The 21221-nt window shown below is 68.7% G+C and carries 19 protein-coding genes and 1 pseudogene; 13 read left to right on the forward strand and 7 right to left on the reverse strand.

All coding sequences use genetic code 11. The features are described 5' to 3' along the window. The 4 genes and pseudogenes from ACFU8Q_RS22655 to ACFU8Q_RS22670 all read left to right on the forward strand — a co-directional run. Positions 1–985, forward strand: a 985-nt coding sequence (locus tag ACFU8Q_RS22655; RefSeq protein ID WP_384456801.1) for an IS110 family transposase, incomplete at its 5' end; no start/stop codon positions are given. A gap of 16 nt (positions 986–1001) precedes the next feature. Next, positions 1002–1148: pseudogene (locus ACFU8Q_RS22660) on the forward strand (DDE-type integrase/transposase/recombinase); the annotation flags it as partial. Between the two features lie 47 nt (positions 1149–1195). Continuing rightward, positions 1196–1537, forward strand: coding sequence for a LysR family transcriptional regulator (locus ACFU8Q_RS22665; RefSeq protein WP_384456802.1), 342 nt, complete (start codon positions 1196–1198; stop codon positions 1535–1537). 491 nt (positions 1538–2028) lie between these two features. After that, a complete protein-coding gene (locus tag ACFU8Q_RS22670) occupies positions 2029–2937 on the forward strand; it encodes an aminoglycoside phosphotransferase family protein (protein WP_384456804.1) in 909 nt (302 codons plus the stop codon). A gap of 483 nt (positions 2938–3420) precedes the next feature. On the opposite strand, the gene ACFU8Q_RS22675 is transcribed toward ACFU8Q_RS22670, so the two are convergent. Both ACFU8Q_RS22675 and ACFU8Q_RS22680 read right to left on the reverse strand, forming a co-directional pair. Further along, the gene (locus ACFU8Q_RS22675; RefSeq protein ID WP_384456831.1) at positions 3421–4473 is read right to left on the reverse strand and encodes an alpha/beta fold hydrolase; all 1053 of its coding nucleotides are present in this window, start codon (positions 4471–4473) and stop codon (positions 3421–3423) included. A 676-nt stretch (positions 4474–5149) separates the two neighbouring features. Further along, a complete protein-coding gene (locus ACFU8Q_RS22680; protein WP_384456806.1) occupies positions 5150–5410 on the reverse strand; it encodes a hypothetical protein in 261 nt (86 codons plus the stop codon). A gap of 70 nt (positions 5411–5480) precedes the next feature. On the opposite strand from ACFU8Q_RS22680, the gene ACFU8Q_RS22685 reads away from it, so the two are divergent. Then, positions 5481–5690, forward strand: a complete 210-nt coding sequence (locus ACFU8Q_RS22685; protein WP_384456807.1) for a hypothetical protein — start codon at positions 5481–5483, stop codon at positions 5688–5690. 159 nt (positions 5691–5849) lie between these two features. Here the strand turns inward: ACFU8Q_RS22685 and ACFU8Q_RS22690 are convergent, their stop codons facing one another. After that, the gene (locus tag ACFU8Q_RS22690; RefSeq protein ID WP_384456809.1) at positions 5850–10079 is read right to left on the reverse strand and encodes a S8 family serine peptidase; all 4230 of its coding nucleotides are present in this window, start codon (positions 10077–10079) and stop codon (positions 5850–5852) included. A gap of 91 nt (positions 10080–10170) precedes the next feature. On the opposite strand from ACFU8Q_RS22690, the gene ACFU8Q_RS22695 reads away from it, so the two are divergent. The 4 genes from ACFU8Q_RS22695 to ACFU8Q_RS22710 all read left to right on the forward strand — a co-directional run bounded on the left by ACFU8Q_RS22695 (position 10171) and on the right by ACFU8Q_RS22710 (position 13517). Then, complete coding sequence (locus ACFU8Q_RS22695) at positions 10171–11133, forward strand: helix-turn-helix domain-containing protein (protein WP_266744617.1); 963 nt, start codon at positions 10171–10173, stop codon at positions 11131–11133. 38 nt (positions 11134–11171) lie between these two features. Next, entirely contained in the window at positions 11172–11303 is a 132-nt protein-coding gene (locus tag ACFU8Q_RS22700) for a hypothetical protein (protein WP_384456812.1), read from the forward strand. A gap of 244 nt (positions 11304–11547) precedes the next feature. Continuing rightward, positions 11548–12630 carry a hypothetical protein gene (locus tag ACFU8Q_RS22705; RefSeq protein WP_384456814.1) on the forward strand — a complete coding sequence of 361 codons (1083 nt, stop codon included), beginning with the start codon at positions 11548–11550 and terminating at the stop codon, positions 12628–12630. Positions 12631–12653: 23 nt separating this feature from the next. Next, entirely contained in the window at positions 12654–13517 is an 864-nt protein-coding gene (locus ACFU8Q_RS22710; RefSeq protein WP_384456815.1) for a DUF3592 domain-containing protein, read from the forward strand. A gap of 206 nt (positions 13518–13723) precedes the next feature. Here the strand turns inward: ACFU8Q_RS22710 and ACFU8Q_RS22715 are convergent, their stop codons facing one another. Next, positions 13724–14326, reverse strand: a complete 603-nt coding sequence (locus tag ACFU8Q_RS22715) for a TetR/AcrR family transcriptional regulator (RefSeq protein ID WP_384456817.1) — start codon at positions 14324–14326, stop codon at positions 13724–13726. Between the two features lie 86 nt (positions 14327–14412). Between ACFU8Q_RS22715 and ACFU8Q_RS22720 the strand changes: the two genes are divergently transcribed. Together ACFU8Q_RS22720 and ACFU8Q_RS22725 are read left to right on the forward strand one after the other, a co-directional pair. After that, positions 14413–15900, forward strand: coding sequence for a carboxylesterase/lipase family protein (locus tag ACFU8Q_RS22720; RefSeq protein ID WP_384456819.1), 1488 nt, complete (start codon positions 14413–14415; stop codon positions 15898–15900). A gap of 387 nt (positions 15901–16287) precedes the next feature. Beyond that, on the forward strand, positions 16288–16560 hold the full coding sequence (locus tag ACFU8Q_RS22725) for a hypothetical protein (RefSeq protein WP_384456821.1): 273 nt from the start codon (positions 16288–16290) through the stop codon (positions 16558–16560). A gap of 5 nt (positions 16561–16565) precedes the next feature. Here the strand turns inward: ACFU8Q_RS22725 and ACFU8Q_RS22730 are convergent, their stop codons facing one another. After that, positions 16566–17246 carry an HAD family hydrolase gene (locus ACFU8Q_RS22730; protein WP_384456823.1) on the reverse strand — a complete coding sequence of 227 codons (681 nt, stop codon included), beginning with the start codon at positions 17244–17246 and terminating at the stop codon, positions 16566–16568. Positions 17247–17789: 543 nt separating this feature from the next. On the opposite strand from ACFU8Q_RS22730, the gene ACFU8Q_RS22735 reads away from it, so the two are divergent. Further along, positions 17790–18464, forward strand: a complete 675-nt coding sequence (locus ACFU8Q_RS22735; protein ID WP_384456825.1) for a ScbR family autoregulator-binding transcription factor — start codon at positions 17790–17792, stop codon at positions 18462–18464. 512 nt (positions 18465–18976) lie between these two features. Here ACFU8Q_RS22735 and ACFU8Q_RS22740 read toward each other — a convergent pair. Together ACFU8Q_RS22740 and ACFU8Q_RS22745 are read right to left on the reverse strand one after the other, a co-directional pair. Beyond that, a complete protein-coding gene (locus tag ACFU8Q_RS22740; protein WP_384456833.1) occupies positions 18977–19426 on the reverse strand; it encodes a pyridoxamine 5'-phosphate oxidase family protein in 450 nt (149 codons plus the stop codon). A 218-nt stretch (positions 19427–19644) separates the two neighbouring features. Beyond that, the gene (locus ACFU8Q_RS22745) at positions 19645–20823 is read right to left on the reverse strand and encodes a M23 family metallopeptidase (protein WP_384456827.1); all 1179 of its coding nucleotides are present in this window, start codon (positions 20821–20823) and stop codon (positions 19645–19647) included. A 105-nt stretch (positions 20824–20928) separates the two neighbouring features. Between ACFU8Q_RS22745 and ACFU8Q_RS22750 the strand changes: the two genes are divergently transcribed. Beyond that, a complete protein-coding gene (locus tag ACFU8Q_RS22750; protein ID WP_384456829.1) occupies positions 20929–21111 on the forward strand; it encodes a hypothetical protein in 183 nt (60 codons plus the stop codon). Positions 21112–21221: the final 110 nt, after the last annotated feature.

Below are 21221 nucleotides of genomic sequence, written 5' to 3' on the forward strand. Positions count from 1 at the left end.
CCTGCTGGTCAACCACGGCCAGGAGCTCGTCTATATCCCCGGTATCGCGGTCAACCGGGCCACCGACAGCTACCGCGGCCAAGGCAAGACGGACGCCCGTGACGCCCGCGTGATCGCCGACCAGGCACGGATGCGCCGCGACCTCCAGCCGATCCGCCCCGGCGACGAAGCCACGATCGAGCTGCGGCTGCTGACCGACCACCGCGTCGATCTGGTCGCCGACCGCACCCGCACCATCAACCGGCTCAAGGCCCTGCTGAACGGCATGTTCCCGGCTCTGGAACGAGCCCTCGACCTTGGTAACGCCGGCCCGCTGGTTCTGCTGGCCGGATACCAGACACCGGCAGCGATCCGCCGCGCGGGCACCCGCCGGCTGACCACTTGGCTGCGCAACCGCAAGGTCTGCAACGCTGCTTCCCTCGCTGAGAAGGTGGTTGAAGCCGCGGAGCGCCAGCACACCGCCGTCGCGGGCGAGAAGGCCATCGCGACGATGGTGCACACCCTCGCGAGGGAGGTGATGGCCCTCAACGAGAAGATCACCGAGACCGACAAGCTCATCGAGGGCCGGTTTCGCGAGCACGAACTTGCCGACGTGATCCAGTCCATGCCCGGCATCGGCACGGTCCTCGGTGCCGAGTTCCTCGCCGCCGTCGGCGGCAGCCTGGACGCTTTCCCCACCGCCGACCGGCTCGCGGCCTTCGCCGGCGTGGCACCCGCCCCACGCGACTCCGGCCAGGTCAGCGGTAACGACCACCGACCGACGAGATACCACCGCCGCCTGCAGCGCGTCTTCTACACCTCCGCGCTGATCAGCGTCCAGCACGACCCCAACTCGCGGAAGTTTTATGACCGCAAGCGCGCCGAGGGGAAACGTCACGTCCAGGCCGTCCTCGCGCTCGCACGCCGCCGCGTCAACGTTCTGTGGGCTCTGATCCGTGACCGACGGTGCTACCGGATCACACCCCCTGTCACCGAACCGGCTTGACAACAGCATTGGGAAGCACCTGGACGAGGTCTTTATCAAGATCAACGGCGAGCAGCGGTATCTGTGGCAGGCCGTCTACGCCGACGGCAACGTGCTCGACATCCTGGTCCAGGGCCGAAGGGACAACGCCTCAGCCCGGCGCTTCTTCCGCAAACTGCTCAGGAACGCCAGTCTCGGTGCCCTCAGCACGACTTCACCTCAGCACTGGAGGTGATCCGGCCCACCCTGGGCAGTTCCTACGCGATCCGCCGGCTTCGCCTCTTCACCCAGGTTGTCAGATACCCCACCCTCATCGAGGCGTGCCAGACGCATGGCATCCATCCGTCGACCCTCACCATGCAGCTCAAGCGCCTGGAGACGGACCTCGGCGGCCCGCTGCTGATCCGCGCCAGCCGAGGTCGCCACTCGAACTCACCGGTCTCGGCCACGACGTCGTCGAGGCCGTCGAGGGCTGGGCCCACACACTGGCGGAACAACCGCGGGAGACATGGGCCCGATCGGAGCGGCGCCCTCCACGGCCAGGGCGCAGGCGCAAGAGCCGACACCCTGTAGATGCGCCGGGCCTGGGCCGCTTCCCCGCCCTCCTGCATCCGGCGGTGCGATCGTTCGCCGGGCGCCGGCGGCTGCACCGGTTCCTGCAGGCCGCGAACTACCCTTCCTTGGCGGCGTACTGCCGCGACTCGGGAATGTCCCCGTCCGCGCTGACTCCGCAGATTCAGCACCTGGAACGAGACCTCAGGGGCAGGTCCTGATCCGCGGTCAGCACGGGCACCGGATGCGGCTCACGGACTTCGGTGAGAGGGTCCTGGCCGTCGCTCGGCCCTACGCCGACCAGCTAGGAACCGGCGAGGGCCGAGAGTGCCAGGACGCGGACGGTGCGGCCGCGGATCGCGCCCGTGATCGCCACCCTCGGCAGCCTGCCGCCCGAGGCCGTAGAAGACCGGTGGGCGTTCGAGGTGAAGCACGAGGTTCTCCAGACATTCAGATGTGTCTCGCGTCGTTAATCACTTGCCTGGTACGACCTCACCGGTGAGGATCAGCGGGTGATTGCAGCTGTGTCGGACGGGCGCGCGGGAATCAACGCTGCCCTGGTGAAGCGGTTGATCGCCGCCCAGTTCCCTCAGTGGAGCCGTCTGCCCGTGGTCCCGGTGGCGGTGGACGGCTGGGACAACCGCACCTACCGCCTCGGTGAGGACATGACGGTCCGCCTGCCCACCGCAGCCGGCTACGCCCCTGCGGTCGACAAGGAATGCGACTGGCTGCCTCGCCTGGCCCCCGCGCTGCCGGTGGCCGTCCCCACCGTCCTGGCCAAGGGAGCCCCCGGCGCGGGATACCGCTACCCCTGGTCCGTGCGCGGCTGGCTGCCCGGCGAGACGGCTTCTGCCGAACGCATCGACGACATGACCCAGTTCGCCACCAATGTCGCCGGGTTCGTCCTCGCCCTTCAGCGCTGTGACTCCAAGGGCGGTCCTCTCGCCGGGGCGCACAGCGGGTATCGCGGCGCGTCACCCGCCCACTACGACGACGAGACGCGTCGCTGCATCACCGCCCTGAGCGGCCGGATCGACACCGTGAGGGCCACCGAGACCTGGCAAGCGGCACTCGAGGCCCAATGGTGTGGAACGCCGGTGTGGTTCCACGGCGACATCGGCGGCAACAACCTGCTTGTCACCGACGGCAAGCTGTCGGCCGTCATCGACTTCGGCACCTCGGGCATCGGAGACCCCGCCTGCGATCTCGTGATCGCCTGGACGATGCTCCGCGAGGAGAGCCGCGAGGCGTTCCGGCACACAGTCGGCCAGGATGACGCCACCTGGGCCAGGGCCAGGGGCTGGGCGCTGTGGAAGTCCCTGCTGACGTTGACCCAGTGCTCCGATCCCAGGGACGGGCGAGTCGCCATGCATCTCGGTGTGATCGACGCGGTGTTGGCCGACCACGAACGCTTCGCGTAGCCCGGTAGGTACTCGGGCACGCGCCCGCTGCGGACGCGGTTCGACTCTGGATTGGCCCATTTCTCCAGCTCGGCGGTCATGTGGCGGATCGACCAGTTCGCATTCTTGGCGGCTTCCTCCGGGCGCTTGCGGAACTTGGCCTGGAGCACGCCATAGCCGGTCAACGGGTCATCAGGCGTGGGAAAGCGGCTCAGGCCTGTAGGCGGCCTTCGTCTGATCCTGTGTTCCGTCACAGAGGCATAGGAATAGCGCGAAGGCCGTGGTCGTGAGCTTGGTGCATCAGGGTGTCCTGCGGGATGCGTTCGCGGAAGTGCCGTGCCTCCGGACGGAGTTGTACGCGTGCACGACCGCACCGGGCGACGCGTTGTTCGAGTTATGTGACGCGCTGTTGTGTACGGACGGTCCGGTGCGGACGCTGGTCGATCTCGCGCTCGCGCCTGAACACCGCTGCGGGCACGGCGCTTTGTACGGCGCGCGTTGGGCTCAGCGACGCGATGCGAATCCATCGACTTCTACGACAGCCTCCGCGAAGGCCTGCGGGGCCTCCTGCGGAAGGTTGTGTCCGGTGTTAAGGGTTCGGTGCGCGTATTTTCCTGTGAACTTCTTGCGATAAATCGATCCGTTCCCTGGAGGCGTAAATGGATCGTGCGCTCCGTCCATGGTGATCGTCGGCACCTCGATCACCGGGGCCGCGGCAAGGCGCTTTTCTATGGCGTCGTACCGGCGTTCACCCTTTGCGAGACCAAGCCGCCAGCGGTAATTGTCGATCACGATACCGACGTAATCCGGGTTTTGGAAAGCCGCTGCCGTGCGATCGAAGGTCGCTTCGTCGAAATTCCATGTCGGGGAATTGAACCGCCACACCAGTTCGGCCAAATCGTTTCGGTACTTCTCGAGGCCGAGAACGCCCCTTTCGGTAGCGAAGTAGTACTGATACCACCATGCCCATTCATTCTTCGGTGGCGACGGTTTCTTGTTGGCTTCGACATTCGTGATCAGATAACCGGTCGCGGAAATCAGCGCCTTGCAACGCTCTGGCCAGAGAGCCGCTATGATGTCGCCCGTCCGTGAGCCCCAGTCGTAACCGGCGAGAATGGCCCTGTCGATGCCGAGAGCGTCCATCAGGGCGATGATGTCGACAGCGAACGCCGACTGTTGGGCGTTCCTGGGCGTTTTGCTTGAAAGAAATCGCGTTGTTCCATGGCCTCTCAGATAAGGGACGACCACCCTGTATCCCTTAGCTGCGAGTAAAGGTGTGACCGCGACGTAGCTATGAATGTCGTAGGGCCAGCCGTGCAGAAGTATGACCGCTTGCCCGCTCACAGGTCCGGCCTCGACGTACCCCACGTTCAGATCTCCGGCATGGATCTGCTTCACCGGACCAAAGGGCGTACGCGTCACAGGATCCACTGCGGAATAAGCCTCAGGACCTTCCGATTCGGACTGTGCTTGCGCACCACTGGCCATGCCGAACTGGGCCGCCGCCGCCGCAGCAGCCGCGACTGAGGCACCAAGGAAGTGACGACGACTGTGCATGGGCCCGGGCATTTCCACTGGCGAATCTCCTTGCTGAGGCAGCGCTGGCAGGCAGCGGATGGCCTGGCAGCGAGTGAGTCGGCATTCGCATTCGCCCGATAGGTGCACCGGGGGATCTTCATCGGCGCACTCTGGCGTTGGTGCTTCTCCTCGGCCATCCAACACCCGCTCGTAGTGACGGCGCATCATGCATTGCTCTGTCGGAGTGATTCGAGCACCCGGCACGATTCTCACTGTCTTGGCGTGTACAGATCGCCAAAATTGGACTCCCTGTGTGTTTCACGTTCCATCGGTGGCACACGAACACCAAGGAGATGAATTCTTCGGACAGGGGCAGCATTCCTTCGGAGTGGGCACGGGTTCGGAGCGGGTAATGGTGTGCCGAGGGCGACAGTGTTGCCGAGCCCGGTGAAGGAGTAGAGGAATCTGCCGCGGTTATCGCTGGTAGGCAGGATTCAGTGCTCCGGATGGTTCGGAGGGGAAGTGGCACGGCCGTGCGAGCCGGGTATCGCGAGCCGAAACGATCCCATGGCACCCGGTTCGTCAACCCCGGGCGTCGCGGTTTCCAGGCGTTCCCGCCGCGTCGAACGGACGCGCCCGCGGAACGCCCGGCGTCGGCAGGGGTTCCGAGGGCGCATCCGATCGCGTCGCTCGCGAGGTGGGGCGGGGCGGGGCGTCAGTCGATGGCACCGGACAGTGCCGAGGCCTGCTGCGTGGCGGGCCCGCGCCGGGTGCGACGCGCCATCGGTACCAGGCAGATCCCGACCGTGCCCAGCACGGTGGTGACGGCGAAGGCGGTGAATCCGAGTCCGGCGTTGCCGCCCTCGATGACGGCGCCGCCGAGCCAGGGGCCGACGACCGCGCCGGTGCGGCCGATGCCGGTGACCCGGCCCGGGCCGGTGGCCTGCCGGGGAGCTCGACAGGGGAACACAGTCATGCCGGGCCCGGAGGCCAGCGGCCCTCTTGCAGGACCGCGGAAACACAACGGGGGCACGTACACGGTGGAGGTGGCCGAATACGCCAAGGCCTGGGCGCTGAAGAGCCGGATGACGGTCATGAAGACGACTGTGCAGGCGGCGGCGAGCGGCATGTGGGCCCTGAGCAGGAAGGCGCCGCAGGCGGTCAGGACGAACCAGATCGCGGCACCTCTCGCACTGCGGAGGCCTGCCGCAGGCATCGCCCCGCAGTTCGCCGAGGAACTGTCACATTGGCGATGATGCAGGCCACCCTCGGCTTCACCTCCGCGGTCAAATGGCCCGACACGCCCACGCTGAGCGGCCCGGCCATCGTGGTCGTTGCGCTGATCCACCGGCCGCGTCAACGCGTGGATCGGGTGCCCGGACGGAGGTTCCGTCCGGGCACCCGGTCCGTAGCGATCAGTGACGCAGGTTGAGACGGTGCACGCCCCCGTCGACGGTGCCGACGTAGAGCGTGCGGGCATCGGGGCTCGCGGCCAGTTTGGTGGTGTCGGTGTTCTGCAGGCCGGTTGAGATGTTGTGCCAGCTCAGACCGTGGTCGGTACTGCGAAGTACGCCGCGGCCGCCTTGCAGGAGGCCGCTGGCTCCGGACCTGGTGGTGGCCGCGTAGAGCGTGTCCTTGACCCGGAGCAGGTCGGAGACATGGATCGCCAGAGCGCCAGTGTCCGCGGTGCGGAAGGTCCGGCCGGCGTCGGTGCTGACGCGGACGCTCCCGCCGCCGATCACCAGGCGCCGCCCGTCGAGGTCGATCGCGGTCACCGGGCCGTCGGTGACTTTGGTGACGGTCACCCCACCGTCGTCGGACCGGTAGAGACCGGCGGCGTTGCCGAGCCACAGGCGCAGCGGATTTGCGGGGTCGCCCGCGATGGTGTCGAAGGAGCGCTCGTGGTAGAGGTTCTTCCACGTCGCGCCGCCGTCACTGGTGGCGAACAGCCCCTGGCCCAAAAGGCTTCGGAAGCTGACCATGACCCGGTTCGGGTCGGCGGGGTGGACCAGGAGCGCCGTCGGCACCTCCGCCGAACTGCCCCTCTTCTCCCAGGTGGCGCCGCCGTTGCCGCTGCGCTCGACGGTGAATGAGCCGAACGCGGTGCGCCGCACCTTCCAGATCACCTTCGGATCCTTGGCCGACACGGCAAGTTGCGGGACGGTCACGCCCCTCATGCCCTCGCCGCCCGACCGGCCCCATTCCGGGCTCGCGACGGGAAGGGTGGTGCGGTAGACCGAGCTGTCGGTGGCGGCGAGCAGGTGGCCGTCACTGACAGCGAGATCGTTGATCGTCAGTCCCTGGACACCGATCCGCCGATATCCGGTGCCGTCCGCGGCACCCCGGTAGAGACCGTCCTGCTCGCTGGAGACGGTGACGGAACCGTCGGCCCAACGGTCGTAGTCCACCGGTAGCGCTGCGCGCGAAGGCGCGGCGACCGTGGTCCACGTCCGACCGTGGTCGCGGCTGAGACGGCCGCTGCCGGTCAACGTGCTCAGGTACAGGTCGTCACCCGAGATGGTCAGGCGGAGTCCGCCGTCCGTCATGGACAGCAGGGTGGTCCAGGTCTCCCCGCTGTCACGGGAACCGACAACTCCCCGGCCCGGGACATACACCGCCACGACCGAGGAGTCGGCGGCCAGCCCGCCGACGCCCCCGCCGGACGGGGCGAAGAGGAGGCGTGCCTCGCCGGGGTTGCCCGAGCCGATGCCGGAGCGGGCCCAGACGCCGTGATACGTCGTCATATAGAGGGTGTCACCGGTGACGGCGGCGGCGGTGACGGCGCCGGTGACGCCGGTCGGATATGTCGTCCAGTGGTTGCCCGCGTCCGTGCTGACCAGCAGTGCGTCCGAGGTGACCGCGACCAGGGTGCGGGTCCGTTCATCGGCGGCGAGCGCCACGATGCGGGTGTCCGGGACGTCGAGCGTGCGCCAGGTCCGCCCGTTGTCATCGGTGCGCAGGATGGCGCCCCGGCGGCTGCCGTCGTGAACGCTGTTCACGGCGTACCACCAGCGGTCGGGATTCTTCGCGTCCACCACGAGCGGACCCGTGCCGTCCGCGACGGGCAGTCGGCCCAACTGGCGCCAGGAGGCCCCGTTGTCGGTGGTCAGCCAGGGAGCCGCCTTCTGGTACTGGGTGAGGACGGCCTGCTTCGGCCGACTCGGCGAGAGGACGACCGAACCGGCCTCGCTGTTGGGGCCGACCGGCTCCCAGCGGTCCCCGCGGCTGTCGATCGGGGTGACCTCGAAGGCGCCGGCGCCGGTGAGCAGCTGCCCGGTGCCGGCGGTGCCGTGTACCGAGACCCGGTAGGTGCCGGCCACGCTGCCGGTCACCTCGGCCCGGTAGTAGCCGCTGGCGGGATCGAGTGTGGAAGTGACGTCGACGGCCTTGCCGCGAGGCGGGGTGACGGTGACGACCGGCGGTGCGACCAGCCGGGTCGGCGGGGCGATGTGCACGGTCGAGTGACCGTCGCTCGGGTCGGGTGCGGCCTGGACGGCCAGATGCCGAACGGCGAGCAGGTAGGGCACGTTGATCGCCGGTCCCCGGTCGGGCGTCGCCGTGAGACGGCCGCTGATCTCGGTGTCGGTGGCCGGCAGGGCGACGCGCAGCGAGACCGTGACGGTCGCGGTCCCCCCGGCCGGCACGGTGACCCGCTTCGCCGAGACCGTGGCCGGACCCTCGGCCTGCAGCGAGGTCGCAATCGGCAGCTTGCCGGAGTTCCGCAACGTCACCTTCGCGGTGCCGCCGACGTGACGCCGGGAGAGATCGGCGAGCCCGAACGACACCGAGGCCGGTGAGGCGCTGACCGTGGCGGAGGCGGCCGCGGCCACATCGAGTCTGCCCGAGCCCTGCGTCGTGGGCCCGGTGCCGCTCAGCGGCTTCGCGGTGCCGATCAGTTCGGCCTTGATCTCGGCGGGCGTCCGGTCGGGGTGCAGCTGGCGGAGCAGGGCCGCGGCACCGGCGACGTGCGGGGCCGCCATCGACGTGCCCGACATGCGGTACTGGCCGGGCCCGTAAAGCGACTTGGGCACGGTGGAGCGGATCTCCACGCCCGGTGCGACCAGATCGGGCTTCAGACCGAAGTCCTGGGAGGGACCGCGTGAGGAGAACGAGGCGATCCGGTCGGTGGTGTCGGTGCCCCGCAGCGTCACCGAGACCTTCCCGGCGGCGAGCCGGGTGCTCAGCTCCTGGTACTGGGTCGAGTCGATGCCCATGACCACCAGGCGGTCCATGCGCAGCGAGTCGCCGGAGGCGTCGATCCGCGCGGGCGATGACGGCACCTGGGCCACTCCCGGCTCAGGGTTCACCTCCGAGGGCGTGAGCTCTCCCGGTGCTCCGGCGACGAACACCGGGCCGTCGTTGGAGGGCAGGCCGGCCAGCACGGCGATCGCACCGCGCTTCTCCGCCTCCTGCGCCCACTCCACGGCGCTCGCCGTCAGGTACCGCGCGTCGGCGGCGACGAGCATCTGCGCCCGTACGATCTTTCCGCGTACGTCGCCGACCCGCTTCCAGTCCTCGGCGGTGCCCTCCCCGACATCGACGAGCGGCGCCGTGACCGGGTCCTCCGGCGGGTTCGCGGACAGGATGCCGCGGTAACTCTGGATCAACTCGGGTTTCTCGCCGGCCAGATAGGCGCTGGGCAGCCGCAGATTGCTCGTCGACGCGCCGACCGAGACCACACCGTCGGCCGTGCCGGGACTGTTGACCGTACCTGCGCCCGGTCCGTCGTTGCCCGCCGCGGCCACCACGACCACACCGGCTCGTACGGCCGCGGTCGCGGCGCGGCCCAGCGGGTCGGTGCCGTCGCCGGGGCCGCCGAGGCTCATGTTGATGACATCGGCGCGGTGCGGGTTGGCCGGATCGGAGGCTGCCTCGATTCCGGCGATGATGTCCGACGTGTACCCGGAGCCGTCGGCGTCCATCACCTTGTAGGCCAGCAGATTCGCGCCGGGCGCCACGCCGGTGACGCCGCCCTTCTCAGCCGCCTTGCCTGCGATGATGCCGGCGACGTGGGTGCCGTGGCCGTTGTCGTCCATCGGGTCCTCGTCGTCGTTGACGAAGTCGTGCCCGCCGACGACCTTGTGGCCCTTGCCGAGTCCGCCACCCAGGTCGGGGTGGGTGTAGTCCACCCCGCTGTCCAGGATCGCGACAGTGGTCCCCGTGCCCGTGACGCGCCTTCCAGTGGGGTCCTTGCGCTGCCAGACGCCGGGTGCGCCGATCAGCGGGACGCTCACGTCAGTCTTCGTCAGCACCCGGGTATCGGGGCGGATGGCGGTGACGCCCGGCAGCGAGGACAGTCGCCCCACCTCGGACGCGGGCACCGTCATTGCCACGGCATCGATGAGCAGACCCAGTTTGCGGGTCGCCGAAGGGTGCAGCCCGGCGCTCCTCGCCGAGCCGAGGAATGTCTCCTGCCGCGCGTCCAGGGCGCGGCGGGCGGCGCCGACGCCGCGGGCGGCCTCGGCGGACAGCAGCGATCCACCGGGCGCGGCGGTGACCGCTGGGTTCCCGGACAGTTCGACGAGCACTCGTTGCGACGGGTCGGGCGTGGACGCGTTGGCGGCACCCGGTGTCGCCGCCAACGTGCCGGCGAGAACAACGGCGGCGAGGGCGGCATGACGCGATCTTCGTGACTTCATTGCCATGCGTAAAGGTCCTAGTGGTGAAGGCACTTGTCGCACAACTGATCTCCGTGGCCCATTGCTGCCGCTGGCACAACTGGGCCATCATCCGTCCATGACTCCCGAGACACCGCAACTCACGGCGGCAGGAATCGATCCGTTCGACGAGAGCGTCTACCGCGCCGTTCTGACCCGGCGGACAGCGGCGCCTGCCGAACTCACCGCGGATCTCGACTGTTCGTCCGAGCGCGTTGCCAGGGCGCTGGACCGGCTTCGCGACCACGGGCTGGTCGGCCGGCTCGCCGGCACCCGCCGCCGGTACGCCGCGATCGAGCCGGGCGCCGCCGTCGAGGCGCTGGTACGGGCCAGAAGTAATGAGCTGGAGCGGGTCCGTTCGGTGGCCGACGAGCTGTCCCGGCTGTTCGCCGCCGCGCGAACCGGCGCGACCTGTGAGGACGAGGTGGAGATCACCACCGGCAGCGAGGCGCTCGGCCGCTGGTTCGTCCGCCTTCAACAGGAGGCCCACGAGGACGTGATGACCCTGGACCGGCCGCCGTACGCCCTGACGACCTCCAACCCGGTGGAGGCGACGGCGCTCGGCCGCGGTGTACGGTACCGCGCGGTCTACGCCCCCGAGGCCCTGGAATGGCCGGGCGTCCTCGACGACATCCGCGAGCTGGTCCGGCACGGCGAACAGGCCCGCGTCCTGCCCGGCCTGGGCATCAAACTCGCCATCGCCGACCGCAAGCTCGCTCTGATGCCGCTCTCCCTCGACCTCGACGACGTTCGCGCCGCGGTGATCCGCCCGTCCACCCTGCTCGATGCCCTCACCGGCTACTGGGAAATGTGCTGGAAGCAGGCCCTGCCCCTCAACGCTCCCGCCGAGGACCCCCTTGGCGAGGAGGACCGACTCGTCCTCACCCTCCTGGTCAGTGGCCTCAAGGACGAGGCGATAGCCCGTCAGCTCGGCTGGTCCGTCCGCACCATGCGCCGCCGTATCAGCCGCCTGCACGACCTCCTCGGCGCCGCCAACCGCTTCCAGGCCGGAGTGATCGCGGCCCGCCGCGGCTGGTTGTGAGACAGCACGACGGCAGCAGGTGCGACGACCATGAGTGGATGTGGTCTCGACGCGCGTTCGGTGTCCAGAAGAACCCCAGCTTCTACGGCGAGTACGACACCAGGAGATTCTTCGTCTGCTGGTGGTACACGGGGCATCGCCTGCCGGCCAGCCAAAACGGCGGCTTCTGAGCCATGTGGTGCGGAGATGGTCCGGGAATGGCCCGGATCTTGATCCGCTGGCGAAGAGGTCGCCGGCCTTTCGCTGGGGTGCTCTCCGTGGTGCCTGCGCGGTGTGGGCGGCTGCATCGGGTGGCGCCCATCAAGCGATGCCGAGCCGTGATCGTTCCTCAGCGTTCGATTCAGCAGCGTTACCGGTGGGACCCCTCACCCACAGGTCTGTCGGCCGTTACCCATGAGGTGCACAATCGGCCACATGACGATCACCGCGGGCGCGCCGCCCACGCACAACACGCCTGCCGACCTCGCTCTGGGGTTCCTGACGGGCGGGGTGATCGGGGCGTCGCTGACCGCCTTCATCGGTGGCTGTGTAGTCGAGACGGCGCCGCTGATCGTCACGGGGCTGGTCCTGCCCGCGGTCTACGGGCTTCTCTTCTTCCTCGCCACGCTGCCGCGCCGTGCCCGGGAGGCGGCCGTCGTGCCGCGCGCGGCGCTCGCGGTGATCGAGAGTCTGGAGGCCGTCGGGGGTGAGGCCAGCGACGTGCCGGTGCGGTTCGAGCTGTCCGTCGCACCGGACGACGCGCCCGCATTCCGTGTCGAGATACGGCAGGACGTCAACCTCGTCGAGCTGCCCGAATACCGGCCGCGCGGGGTCGTGGTGGTGGAGTATCCGCCGGACCGACCGTGGAAGACGCGGATCGTGAAGCGGCCGACGCCGGAGTGGGAGGAGCGGGCGGCCGTTGCCCAGGTGGACTCGGTGCCCGGTCCGGCCATGAAGAGCGAGACCCCGGGGGGCTGTTTCAGCGCGCTCCTCACTCTCCTCGGCCTGCTGCTCGGCGCGGCCGCCGTGCTCCTGCTGTTCCGTGCCGACCTGTTCGACGCCCACGAGGGCGAGAGCGGCGCCCCCAAGCCGTCCGTCTCCTCCTCGTCGTCCACGACCACCGTGACGTCGGCGACGGGCACGGTCACCCTCGGTCCTGGCCAATCGATGCTCGACGAGGGCGAACTGCGCAAGGCCGTCGAGTCGTTGACGCAGGGCGCGGACAAGCGCCAGGCGCTCACCGTCGTCGTGCAGGACCGCGTGCTGACGGTCGTTTTCTCGCCCACCGGCGTGAAGACCGCCGGGTTCGACCCGAGGTCCCTGCCCTACGATCGCGTCCCCGGCCTGGTCGAGGAGGCCAGGACCACCCTCGGCGTCGAGTCCCCGCAGAGCTGGCAGCTCACCGCCGACGGCGTCACCGGCTCGCTCACGCTCAGGGCCGTGGTCACCGGCGGCGGGAGCACGGGAACGCTGGAGGCGGACGAGCAGGGCAAAGTGCTGCGGCGCAGCGGCAGTTGACCGGATCGGCAGGAGGAGGGCGCATGGGGTGGGACGAGTTTCTGGTGTTGTGGTGTGCGGCATGGGGTGTGGTGGCGCTGGTCGGGTACGGCATGTCGCTGGCCGCGGTGACCAAGGCGCAGCGGACGGTCCGGCTCACAGGGCGGATCGAGCGGGTGCGGGAGCCCCGGCACGGCGGGTCCCGGACGGGCGGGATATCGGTGGTCGTCTCCTACCGCGACCCGGTCTCGGGTCAGGAGGTCACCGTGACGAACGACGGTGAGCGGGGTGAGATGATCACCTCCGCGTGGGAGGGCCGGGAGATCGGGGTCAGCCACCCGCGAGGCAGACCACACGCCTATCGGTTCTCCAACACTCCGGAGGATCCCAGTCGTGGGCTGGGCTGGCCAAGTTTCGCGCTCTTCCTGGTCTACGTCGGGCTGGTGGTCCTCGCCGCGGTCGGCTGGGGGTGGCCGTGGGCGCTGATCGGCTTCGGTGGGCCGTGGGCGGTCTTCGCCGCCGTTCATCTGCCCGGGGCAGTACGCGCCAAGAACCGCCGCGTCGAGAGACTGGCCGCGATGGACACCGTGCAGGGACGGGTCGTCGCGGTCCTGAAGGACGTCAGCGTCGACCAGGACGACGGCCACACCTCGACCACCATCACCCCGGTCGTGTCGTTCACCACCCGCGAGGGCACGGCCGTCACGGCCCACTGTACGTCGAACCTCCCGGACCCCGCCGGTGCGTACGGCCGTGACGTCACGGTCCACTACACGTCCGCCGACCCGGCCGAGTACACGCTGGACCGCGCGGCCGAACACCGCTCGGAGGAGCGGGACGTGGCGTCCAACGTCCTGGTGATCGTCGTGCTCGTGGCGACGGCCGTGGTGGGAGTTTCGATGCTCTGAGGCCCGAACTCCATGGCCTCGACGCCGATGCCGATGCCGACGCCGATGCCGACGAAGACGATGACAGCGATGATGCTGGTGAGCACCTCCCGCCGGAATCTGACCCTACGACTGACAGTGCTCAGTGAGCCGGGAACGGCGTTCTTGGGCTTCGTCGGTCTCAGGGGCCGTCCGTACCGAACGTGGCCACCGGCGATGGGCTGCGGTCAGGTCTTGTTGGTGAAGAGTTGGTCGAGGTGCTGGTCGACGGCGGTCAGGGCCTCTTGAGGCTCGATCACGCTCAGTTCGATGAGCGGGGTCAAGCCGGTGAGTGTCAGGAGCAGGTTGGTCTCTGTCGCCGGGTCGCGGTCGGGGCTGATGTGGCCATCGGTGATTGCCTGGCGGACGATCTGCTCGATGAGGTCGCGGCCGTGAGTCAACCCGTCGCGTGCGCGTGTATGGATGTTCGCGTTGTGCAGTGCCTCCAGGACGTAGGCGGCGCTCATCCGGCTCGTCGCGCGTGCGTCGGGATGCAGAGGGAGCATCTCCGTGAGCATCACTCGGAGCATGTCACGGGGGTGTGGTGGGTTGCCGAGTTCTCCGACGCCTTCGGCGACGCGGAGTGATGTCTGTTCGGACGCGAAGTCCATGGCGAAGACCAACATCTCTTCTCGGGTGGCGAAGTAGTGCTGCACCGCGCCGTGGGAGATGCCCGCTTCCTGGGCTACTTCGCGGACGCTCGCGTGCGCGATGCCGCGTTGTTCCACTACGCGCCACAGCGCTCGGGTGATCGTCTCGCGGCGTTCGCGGTGATCCACCTGTTTGGGCATCGTTGGCCTCCACTTTTTCAATACAGTTGACATATTACAACTGGCCGGTAAAAGCTGGGAGTCCGCTCGTGGAGGAAGGGTGTGACATGCCCGAACAGCCGAGAGCACGGACTGCGGAGGGCCTCGTCGAAGGGCGCTGGCGGGGAGAGCATGCGGTGTTCCGCGGCATCCCCTATGCTCAGCCGCCGGTCGGGCCGCTGCGCTTCCAGGCGCCTGCCCCGGTCAAGGGGTGGGACGGGACGAGGCAGGCGACCGAGTTCGGCCCCGTGGTTCCGCAAGCGGGACCGACGGCCGAGAGGTCAGTCGGGAACGACTGGCTCACGCTCAACGTCAGCACCCCGGCCCTGGGGACGGCTGGACTGCCCGTGCTGGTGTGGATCCACGGTGGTGCCTACATCGCGGGGGCCTCCAGCGATCCGATGTACGACCCTGCGGCCCTGACCAGCGCGGGCCTGGTCGTAGTGAGTATCAACTACCGGGTGGCAGTCGAGGGGTTCGCTCTTGTCGAGGGCGCCCCGGCCAATCGCGGGTTTCTCGACCAGATCGCGGCCTTGGAATGGGTGCAGCGCAACATCGCCGCTTTCGGCGGAGACCCTGACCAGGTCACGGTAGCGGGACAGTCCGCCGGGGCGGGGTCGATCGCGGCCCTGCTGACGATGAAGCGGGCGCACGGGTTGTTCCGCAGGGCCATCGTGCACTCGGTGCCGGGATCGCTGTGCACCCGCGCGCTGGCGGAAGAAGTCGCCGCCGCGCTCGCAGGCCGGGTCGGTGCGACACCTGACGCTGAAGCCCTGTCCGGCATCGCCCCCTTGCGCCTGGCCGGCGAGCTCACCGCCCTTGGTGTCGACCTTCCCGGCCACCGCATGAGTTGGGGTCGGCTCTCGCAGATCGGTGTCGCCGTGTGCCCGGTCCTCGACGGCGTGGTGCTCACCGAAACGCCCTGGAGGGCACTGGCCGGCGGCCGTACAGGCGGAATCGGGCTCCTCGTCGGCCACACCCGCGATGAATTCCGGCTGTTCAGCGTCATGATGGGGCGGCTGGGCACCTTCACTGAGGACGAGGCCCATACGGCCCTGGACCTGTTCGCCCCGGCACCGGACGGCGCCGACGCCTACCGTGCCGCCTACCCACAGGCCACCTCTGAAGAACTGCTTGAACTGGTGTACTCCGATGCCCTCTTCCGGATGCCCTCACTGCAGCTCGCCCAGGCGAACCAAGCGGCTGGAGGCACGTCGTTTCTCTTCGAGCTGCAACTGGCGGCTCCGGCGTCCGGCGGAGTCCTGGGCGCCTGCCACAGCCTCGACGTTCCCCTGGCGTTCGGCACGTTGGACAGCCCCGCCGGCCGGCACCTCTTCGGCGACCGGCCGACGCCGGAGGTCTCGGCAGTATCCCGGGAACTGCAGCGGGGATGGGTCCGCTTCGCCACGGGCGGCGACCCCGGGTGGCCCGCTCACCGACCCGAGCGACAGCTGACTCGCGTCCTGGATATCGAGTCGAAGACCTTGCCCTACCCGGAAGAGGCCTCTCGCCAGATCTGGGAGCGACACGACCCGGCCCCCTTCGACCTCACGTAGACGAGGAACCAGTCTGCCTGGGTCTTCCCGACCAGCGGGGCATAGAGTTGCCCATCATGGCCCCGGTGCCCCCTATTCTCCAACGTCGGCCGTACCGACATCCTCATGCATTGGCTCGTGGACCGGCTCTGGCGAAACGCCGTACCACTCGATGGTGGTCCCGATGAGACTTGCTGCGACGATGCGCTTGAGCGAGCTGGTGGTCGGCGGGGCGGATGCGGAGGCAGCCATGAACACCACTTCCGGACAGTTGGCGGGGACGGGTTCGTGTCGCCGCACCGTAGGAAGGGGTAAGTCAGGGACGAATGTGGTGGGGGACCGTAGTTCCGGTGGTGCCTGTGCAGGCGGCCACCATGAGGGGCATGCCGGTGCTGCTCCGAGGACCGCGTGGAGGCCCGGCAGGCGCCTGAGGACCCGATCCGGGACGCGCTGGGCTGGATCCAGTACCTCGAAGACCTCGGAGCGCCGACGCCGGACTTCGTTCTGACGTCGGAGAAGCGCTACAGCTACTTCGCGAACAACGCCGCGTGCCGGGCCGCGATCTGGAACAGCGTGTCTCCGTCGACCGCGCCGACCGCGACCCTTGCGCCGGCGCAGTTCCGGTCCCTCCAACTCGGCTGCGGCATCATCTGCTTGGGACGAGTCCAAACCCCGTTGTGAAACGATCAGTCAGCGATCCAGGCGTTGGCCCAGGCCACCAGCTCCGGGTCGGCCAGGGTGTCGACCCATAAATCGGCCCGGTCCGCACCCCGTCCGGCAGGGCGAGGACCGACGCCCAGTGCGCGTAGGCCGGCGGCTCGCGCCGAGTCGATACCGGTGACGGAGTCCTCGACCGCCAGTGCGTCCTGCGGCCGCACGCCGCAGAGATCTGCCGCGGCGGCGTAGACGTCGGGATGGGGCTTGGGCCGCAACCCGGCGCCCGCGACGACGATGTGACCGAAGTGGCCCAGCAGTCCGGCCCGAGCCAGGCTGGACTCCACCATGTCCAGCGGGCAGTTGCTGGCAACGGCGAGGGGCAGGTGGCGGGCGGCCAGACGGACCAGCGCCGCCGCGCCCGGCATGGTGACAGGGTCTGCGGCGACCATCGCCGTGAAATGTCGGAGAAGCGAATGGGTCATATCGCCGGTGAGCTCGGGCTTTCCGGTCTCCCTGGCCATGAGGCTCCCGCACTCGGTGTAATGCACTCCCTTGGCTCGCTCGGCGAATCCGGCCGGGGGCTTGAGACCGAACTCTCTGAAGACTCTGTTGCGTGCGTCCTGCCAGTGGCGTTCGGTGTCCATCAGGGTTCCGTCGCAATCGAAGACGATGGCGGCCGGAGACCAGCAAAAGAAGCCATGAGCTGTCATTTCTCTGCCGTTCTCGGAGAGAGCGCGATCCCCGGTGAGTCGCCGAGTTCAGCGAGATGTCGGACTGCGGGAGAGACGCGCTCGACTGCTGGGACTGGGATGACGAGCGGTCTTTCTTGACCGCGCGCGAAGGCGGTCGATTCGCCTCCGTGGGGCCCGCCGCTACGGACGTCATCCGCCGCATGGGGCGAGCCCGAAAACATCGTGGTCACTACGTTAATTTTGTGAGAAGAGGTACGCAATCACTACTTCGAGTGTTTGACGGCAGGCCGGTTGCAGGCTAGGCGTGAAGGAGTGGAGCGTGCCGGAAGCCGGCTGTGGAGCGCCGCAGGTCTGGTCAACTGCGTTGCAAATTAGGACAGTTGAGGCGTCCTGGTGGTCGAATGAGGTAGTCCCGTTCGCGGAGTCGTCGGGACGTGGCCGCGATGTATCGATTTCACCCACACGCAGGCACGGTCGAAGATAATAAAAGTTGTACGGTCGGCGGTGAAGTGCCGCCAATGCGCGGGCGCACTACCTCCCTGCATCCAATTCATTGAATAGATGAACGAAGGTGGAACATACGTGCAAGACAGGGCGCGGGCAACCCGGAGATCTCTATTGGAAGCCGCAGCACATCTTTTTGTCGAACGGGGGTACGTGGGCACCAGCATCAACGACATAAGCGACCGCTCGGGGAAGACCAGCGGAGCGATCTACTTTCACTACTCCAGCAAGGAGAAGCTCGCCCTCGCCGTCGTCCGCGAACAGTTCGCCGCATGGCCGCAATTGACCCCGTACTACACGGCCCCGGACGTCCCGCCGCTTGAGAAACTCGTCGCCCTGAGCTTCGAAATCGCCAGAGTCCTGCGCGAGGATGTCGTAGCCCGCGCAGGCGCCCGACTGTGGGCCGAGCGCCGCAGTATCGACGCGGCCGTGCCCGCACCGTTTGCCGCCTGGACCGCGGCCGTCACACGGCTTCTGGCCGAGGCCCGGTCCAAGGGTGAACTCGCCGAGGGGATCGAGCCATCGGGTACTGCCACGATGCTCGTGTGCGCGCTGTACGGCCTGTACAACCTCACCGACGAGGTGGCGAGGAAACAGGAACTGGGGTCCCGGCTGGACCAGTGGTGGCTCCTGATCCTGAACGTGCTGCAGGCGCGCCCCGACCCAGCCGTCCTGATCGCACGAGCGCGAGCCCGGATTTCCGTGAACGGCGCGCCCGGCTGGGCCGGGTGACAGCCCGGTGCCGGGGGGCGGGCTGCTTGCTCGGCGCGGCAACAGGCGTAGCGGGTCATACCCGGGTGTCCGTGTCGAGGGCGGTGGTCGCCGTGCGGTTTCGCGGGCAGGGGCCGCGCGGTTGGCCGAGACAGTCCCCAAGTCCGGTCTGGACGGCGCGATATCAGCGGCACTGACGCCGTGGCGAGATTCTCCGCGATCTCGCGCTCGCGCCCTGGGCGGCGACTGCCTGGCGGGCGTGGCGTTGCTTCGGGCCGAGCCGCAGGTATTCGGCCCGGAGTTCTGCGACCCAACGGTCTCCCGCCTGATCGATACCCGCGCCACGGCTGACGAAAGCCCTGACAGCGATCCGTCCGGCCCGTGCGCAAGCACGTCAGAAGGTCTGGAAGTCGGCCGGCGCAGGCAGCCCGGCCGTTCCCCGTCGGGACCGACCTCACTCCGGGCTGCGGCCGCTCGGGTCCAGGCTCCGCCCGCAGCACGCATGGGCCGACCCTCCGCATGCAAGTACTGCGTCACACGGTCGGCCGGATTCCCGTGACCAGATGTGGGCGGATGCGTACCGCACAGTTCATCACTGGGCCCAACCAGGGGCGGAGCAGTCGCTGGTAGCGCGTCAATGCGTCCGGATCGGTGATTGGGCGGCAGTACCCCGTGGCGACGACACTCCAGCCCAGATGAGTCAGCGGATCGATGTCATCGGCCTGGTAGGCGACCACGACTCCCCGATCGCCATGGTCGTGGGCCTGGGCGAACAGATCCGAATCCTGATGGGTCAGGATGACGATCTGGTCGTGGTCCAGCAGATGGTTCACCGGCCGGATGGCGGGCAGCGCGCACCGCCGGCCGCCTGCATGATGTCCCAACTGGTGGTGTTCGTGGCGCTGATGTTCTCGCCGATCACCTTCCCGGCGTCCCGGCTGCCCGACTGGTTCGAGTCCGTGCACGCGATGCTCCCGTTCCAGAACATGGCCGAGTCGGTCCGGGACACGCTCAAACGCCTTCGCAGGGTGCTTCGTTGCTCCCCTTCGCCGTACTGGCGGCCTGGTCCTTCGTCGGGTTCCTCATCACCTACCGGATGATGTCCCGTAGGCCCTGAACCCTCCCCGCGGACCATGGCAGCGCCCTTCCTCACCGCACGCATGAGGAAGGGCGCTGCCCGAGGACGGCCTCTCTTCCGGTCTCAGAGCGCCGTCCCGGGCAGCGGTTCCACCACGGCCTCCTCCTCCGGCACCGTCCGCGTCCTGACGCGGAAGTGCTCGGGGCCGGAGGGCCATTCGCGGAAGTGCCGGAACAGCATCGGCAGGCCTCGGGCGATGGAGATGTCGGCGCTGTCCATGGCCTGCATGTGCACATGCGGCTGGGTCGAGTTGCCGGAGTTGCCGCAGTCCGCGATGCGCTGGCCCTCCACCACCCGCTGACCGACGGACACGCGGACGGAGCCGGCCTTGAGGTGCGCCAGAGCGACGAACGGGCCGCTCTCCGACAGCGAGATGATCAGGTGGTTGCCGGCGACGCCGTTCGCCCCCTGGCGCAGCCGTGACGCCTGGCCCAGCGTGTACGGCACGAGGGCCAGCTGCGACCGACGTCCTTCGTGGTCGGGTTCGGCGTCGTGGACCGCGACCACGGTGCCGCCGACGGGTGCCAGCACCGGACGGCCGAAGGCATGGAAGAGCTCCGGCGGTTCGGTGGCGAGGAACGTGCGCCAGCTGCGGCTGCCGGCCGTGCGGTGTTTTTCGTCCACGGCGATGAAGTCGATGGCGTAGCGGCTGCCGAGCAGGTCGGTTCCATGGCTCGGCACCCTTCGGGCCGGGCTGTTCCTGGCACGCCACTGGCCGGTGAAGGGCATCGAGAGTTCAACCCCTTGGGCGCCCGAACCCTGTGACGGCGACTCCCCGGACCGGCCCGCGGCGGTGCCTCCCGCGGCGAGGGCGGTGGCGCCGATGGCGACGGTCCGTCCGACGAAGAGCGGGCGGGAGCGGTGGTCGCCGCCGGGTTCCGCCGCGCCGGAGGCTTCGCGGGGCCCGTCCGCCGACCGGGTGCTCCGGCGAGCAAGGGCCCGGCGGAGCAGCGGGCGGACCAGTTCGCCCAGGAGCAGCGCGAGGGTGAGGTACAGCAGCACGGGCAGCCAGGCGGATGCCACCCGGTCGGCGAGGGAAGCGACTTCGAAGGGCGGCTCGACGGGTCCGGCGACCAGTACGAATGCGGTGGTCGCCGAGAGCAGCCACACCAGCACCGTGCCGATGCGTTGCCATGGACTGCCCGCGCGGGAGACGTCCTTGACGAGGCGGCGGTACAGATACCGGTGGACGGCTGCCAGGACGGAGAGGATCAGGGCGGCGTTCAGGAGTAAGAGGGCCATGTAGGTGAGCTCCCGTTGTCAGGGGTGCTGCGCGCGGTGCTCGTCAGGCCGGTGCCCGGAGGCGGCCCGGATGGGTCCGGGAGCGGCACACTGCCGGATCCAAGTATGGCCGCCCGCCTCACCTCGTCAACGCGGAGCGGCCACGGAGCGGACGGCGGCTACAACGCGGTGCTGACCCGGGCAGGAGTCGAACTCGTCCCGTACAACGACGAGTTCGTCACCCCGTCCGAGCCGGAGTCCAACGCTGCGCCCGACCGGGAGCACGAGGCCCACGCCTGGTCGCGGTAGAAGCGATCACCCGGTAGCTGCCTGCGCCCAGGGTCTGGTCGGCGGATCACGGCCGGGGTCGCGACGCCTGGCAGGCGGGTCCCGGGGCGGCGGGACGAGCGCGCACACGC

Source organism: Streptomyces sp. NPDC057543, from assembly GCF_042801895.1.
In the GTDB taxonomy this organism is placed as follows: Bacteria; Actinomycetota; Actinomycetes; order Streptomycetales; family Streptomycetaceae; genus Streptomyces.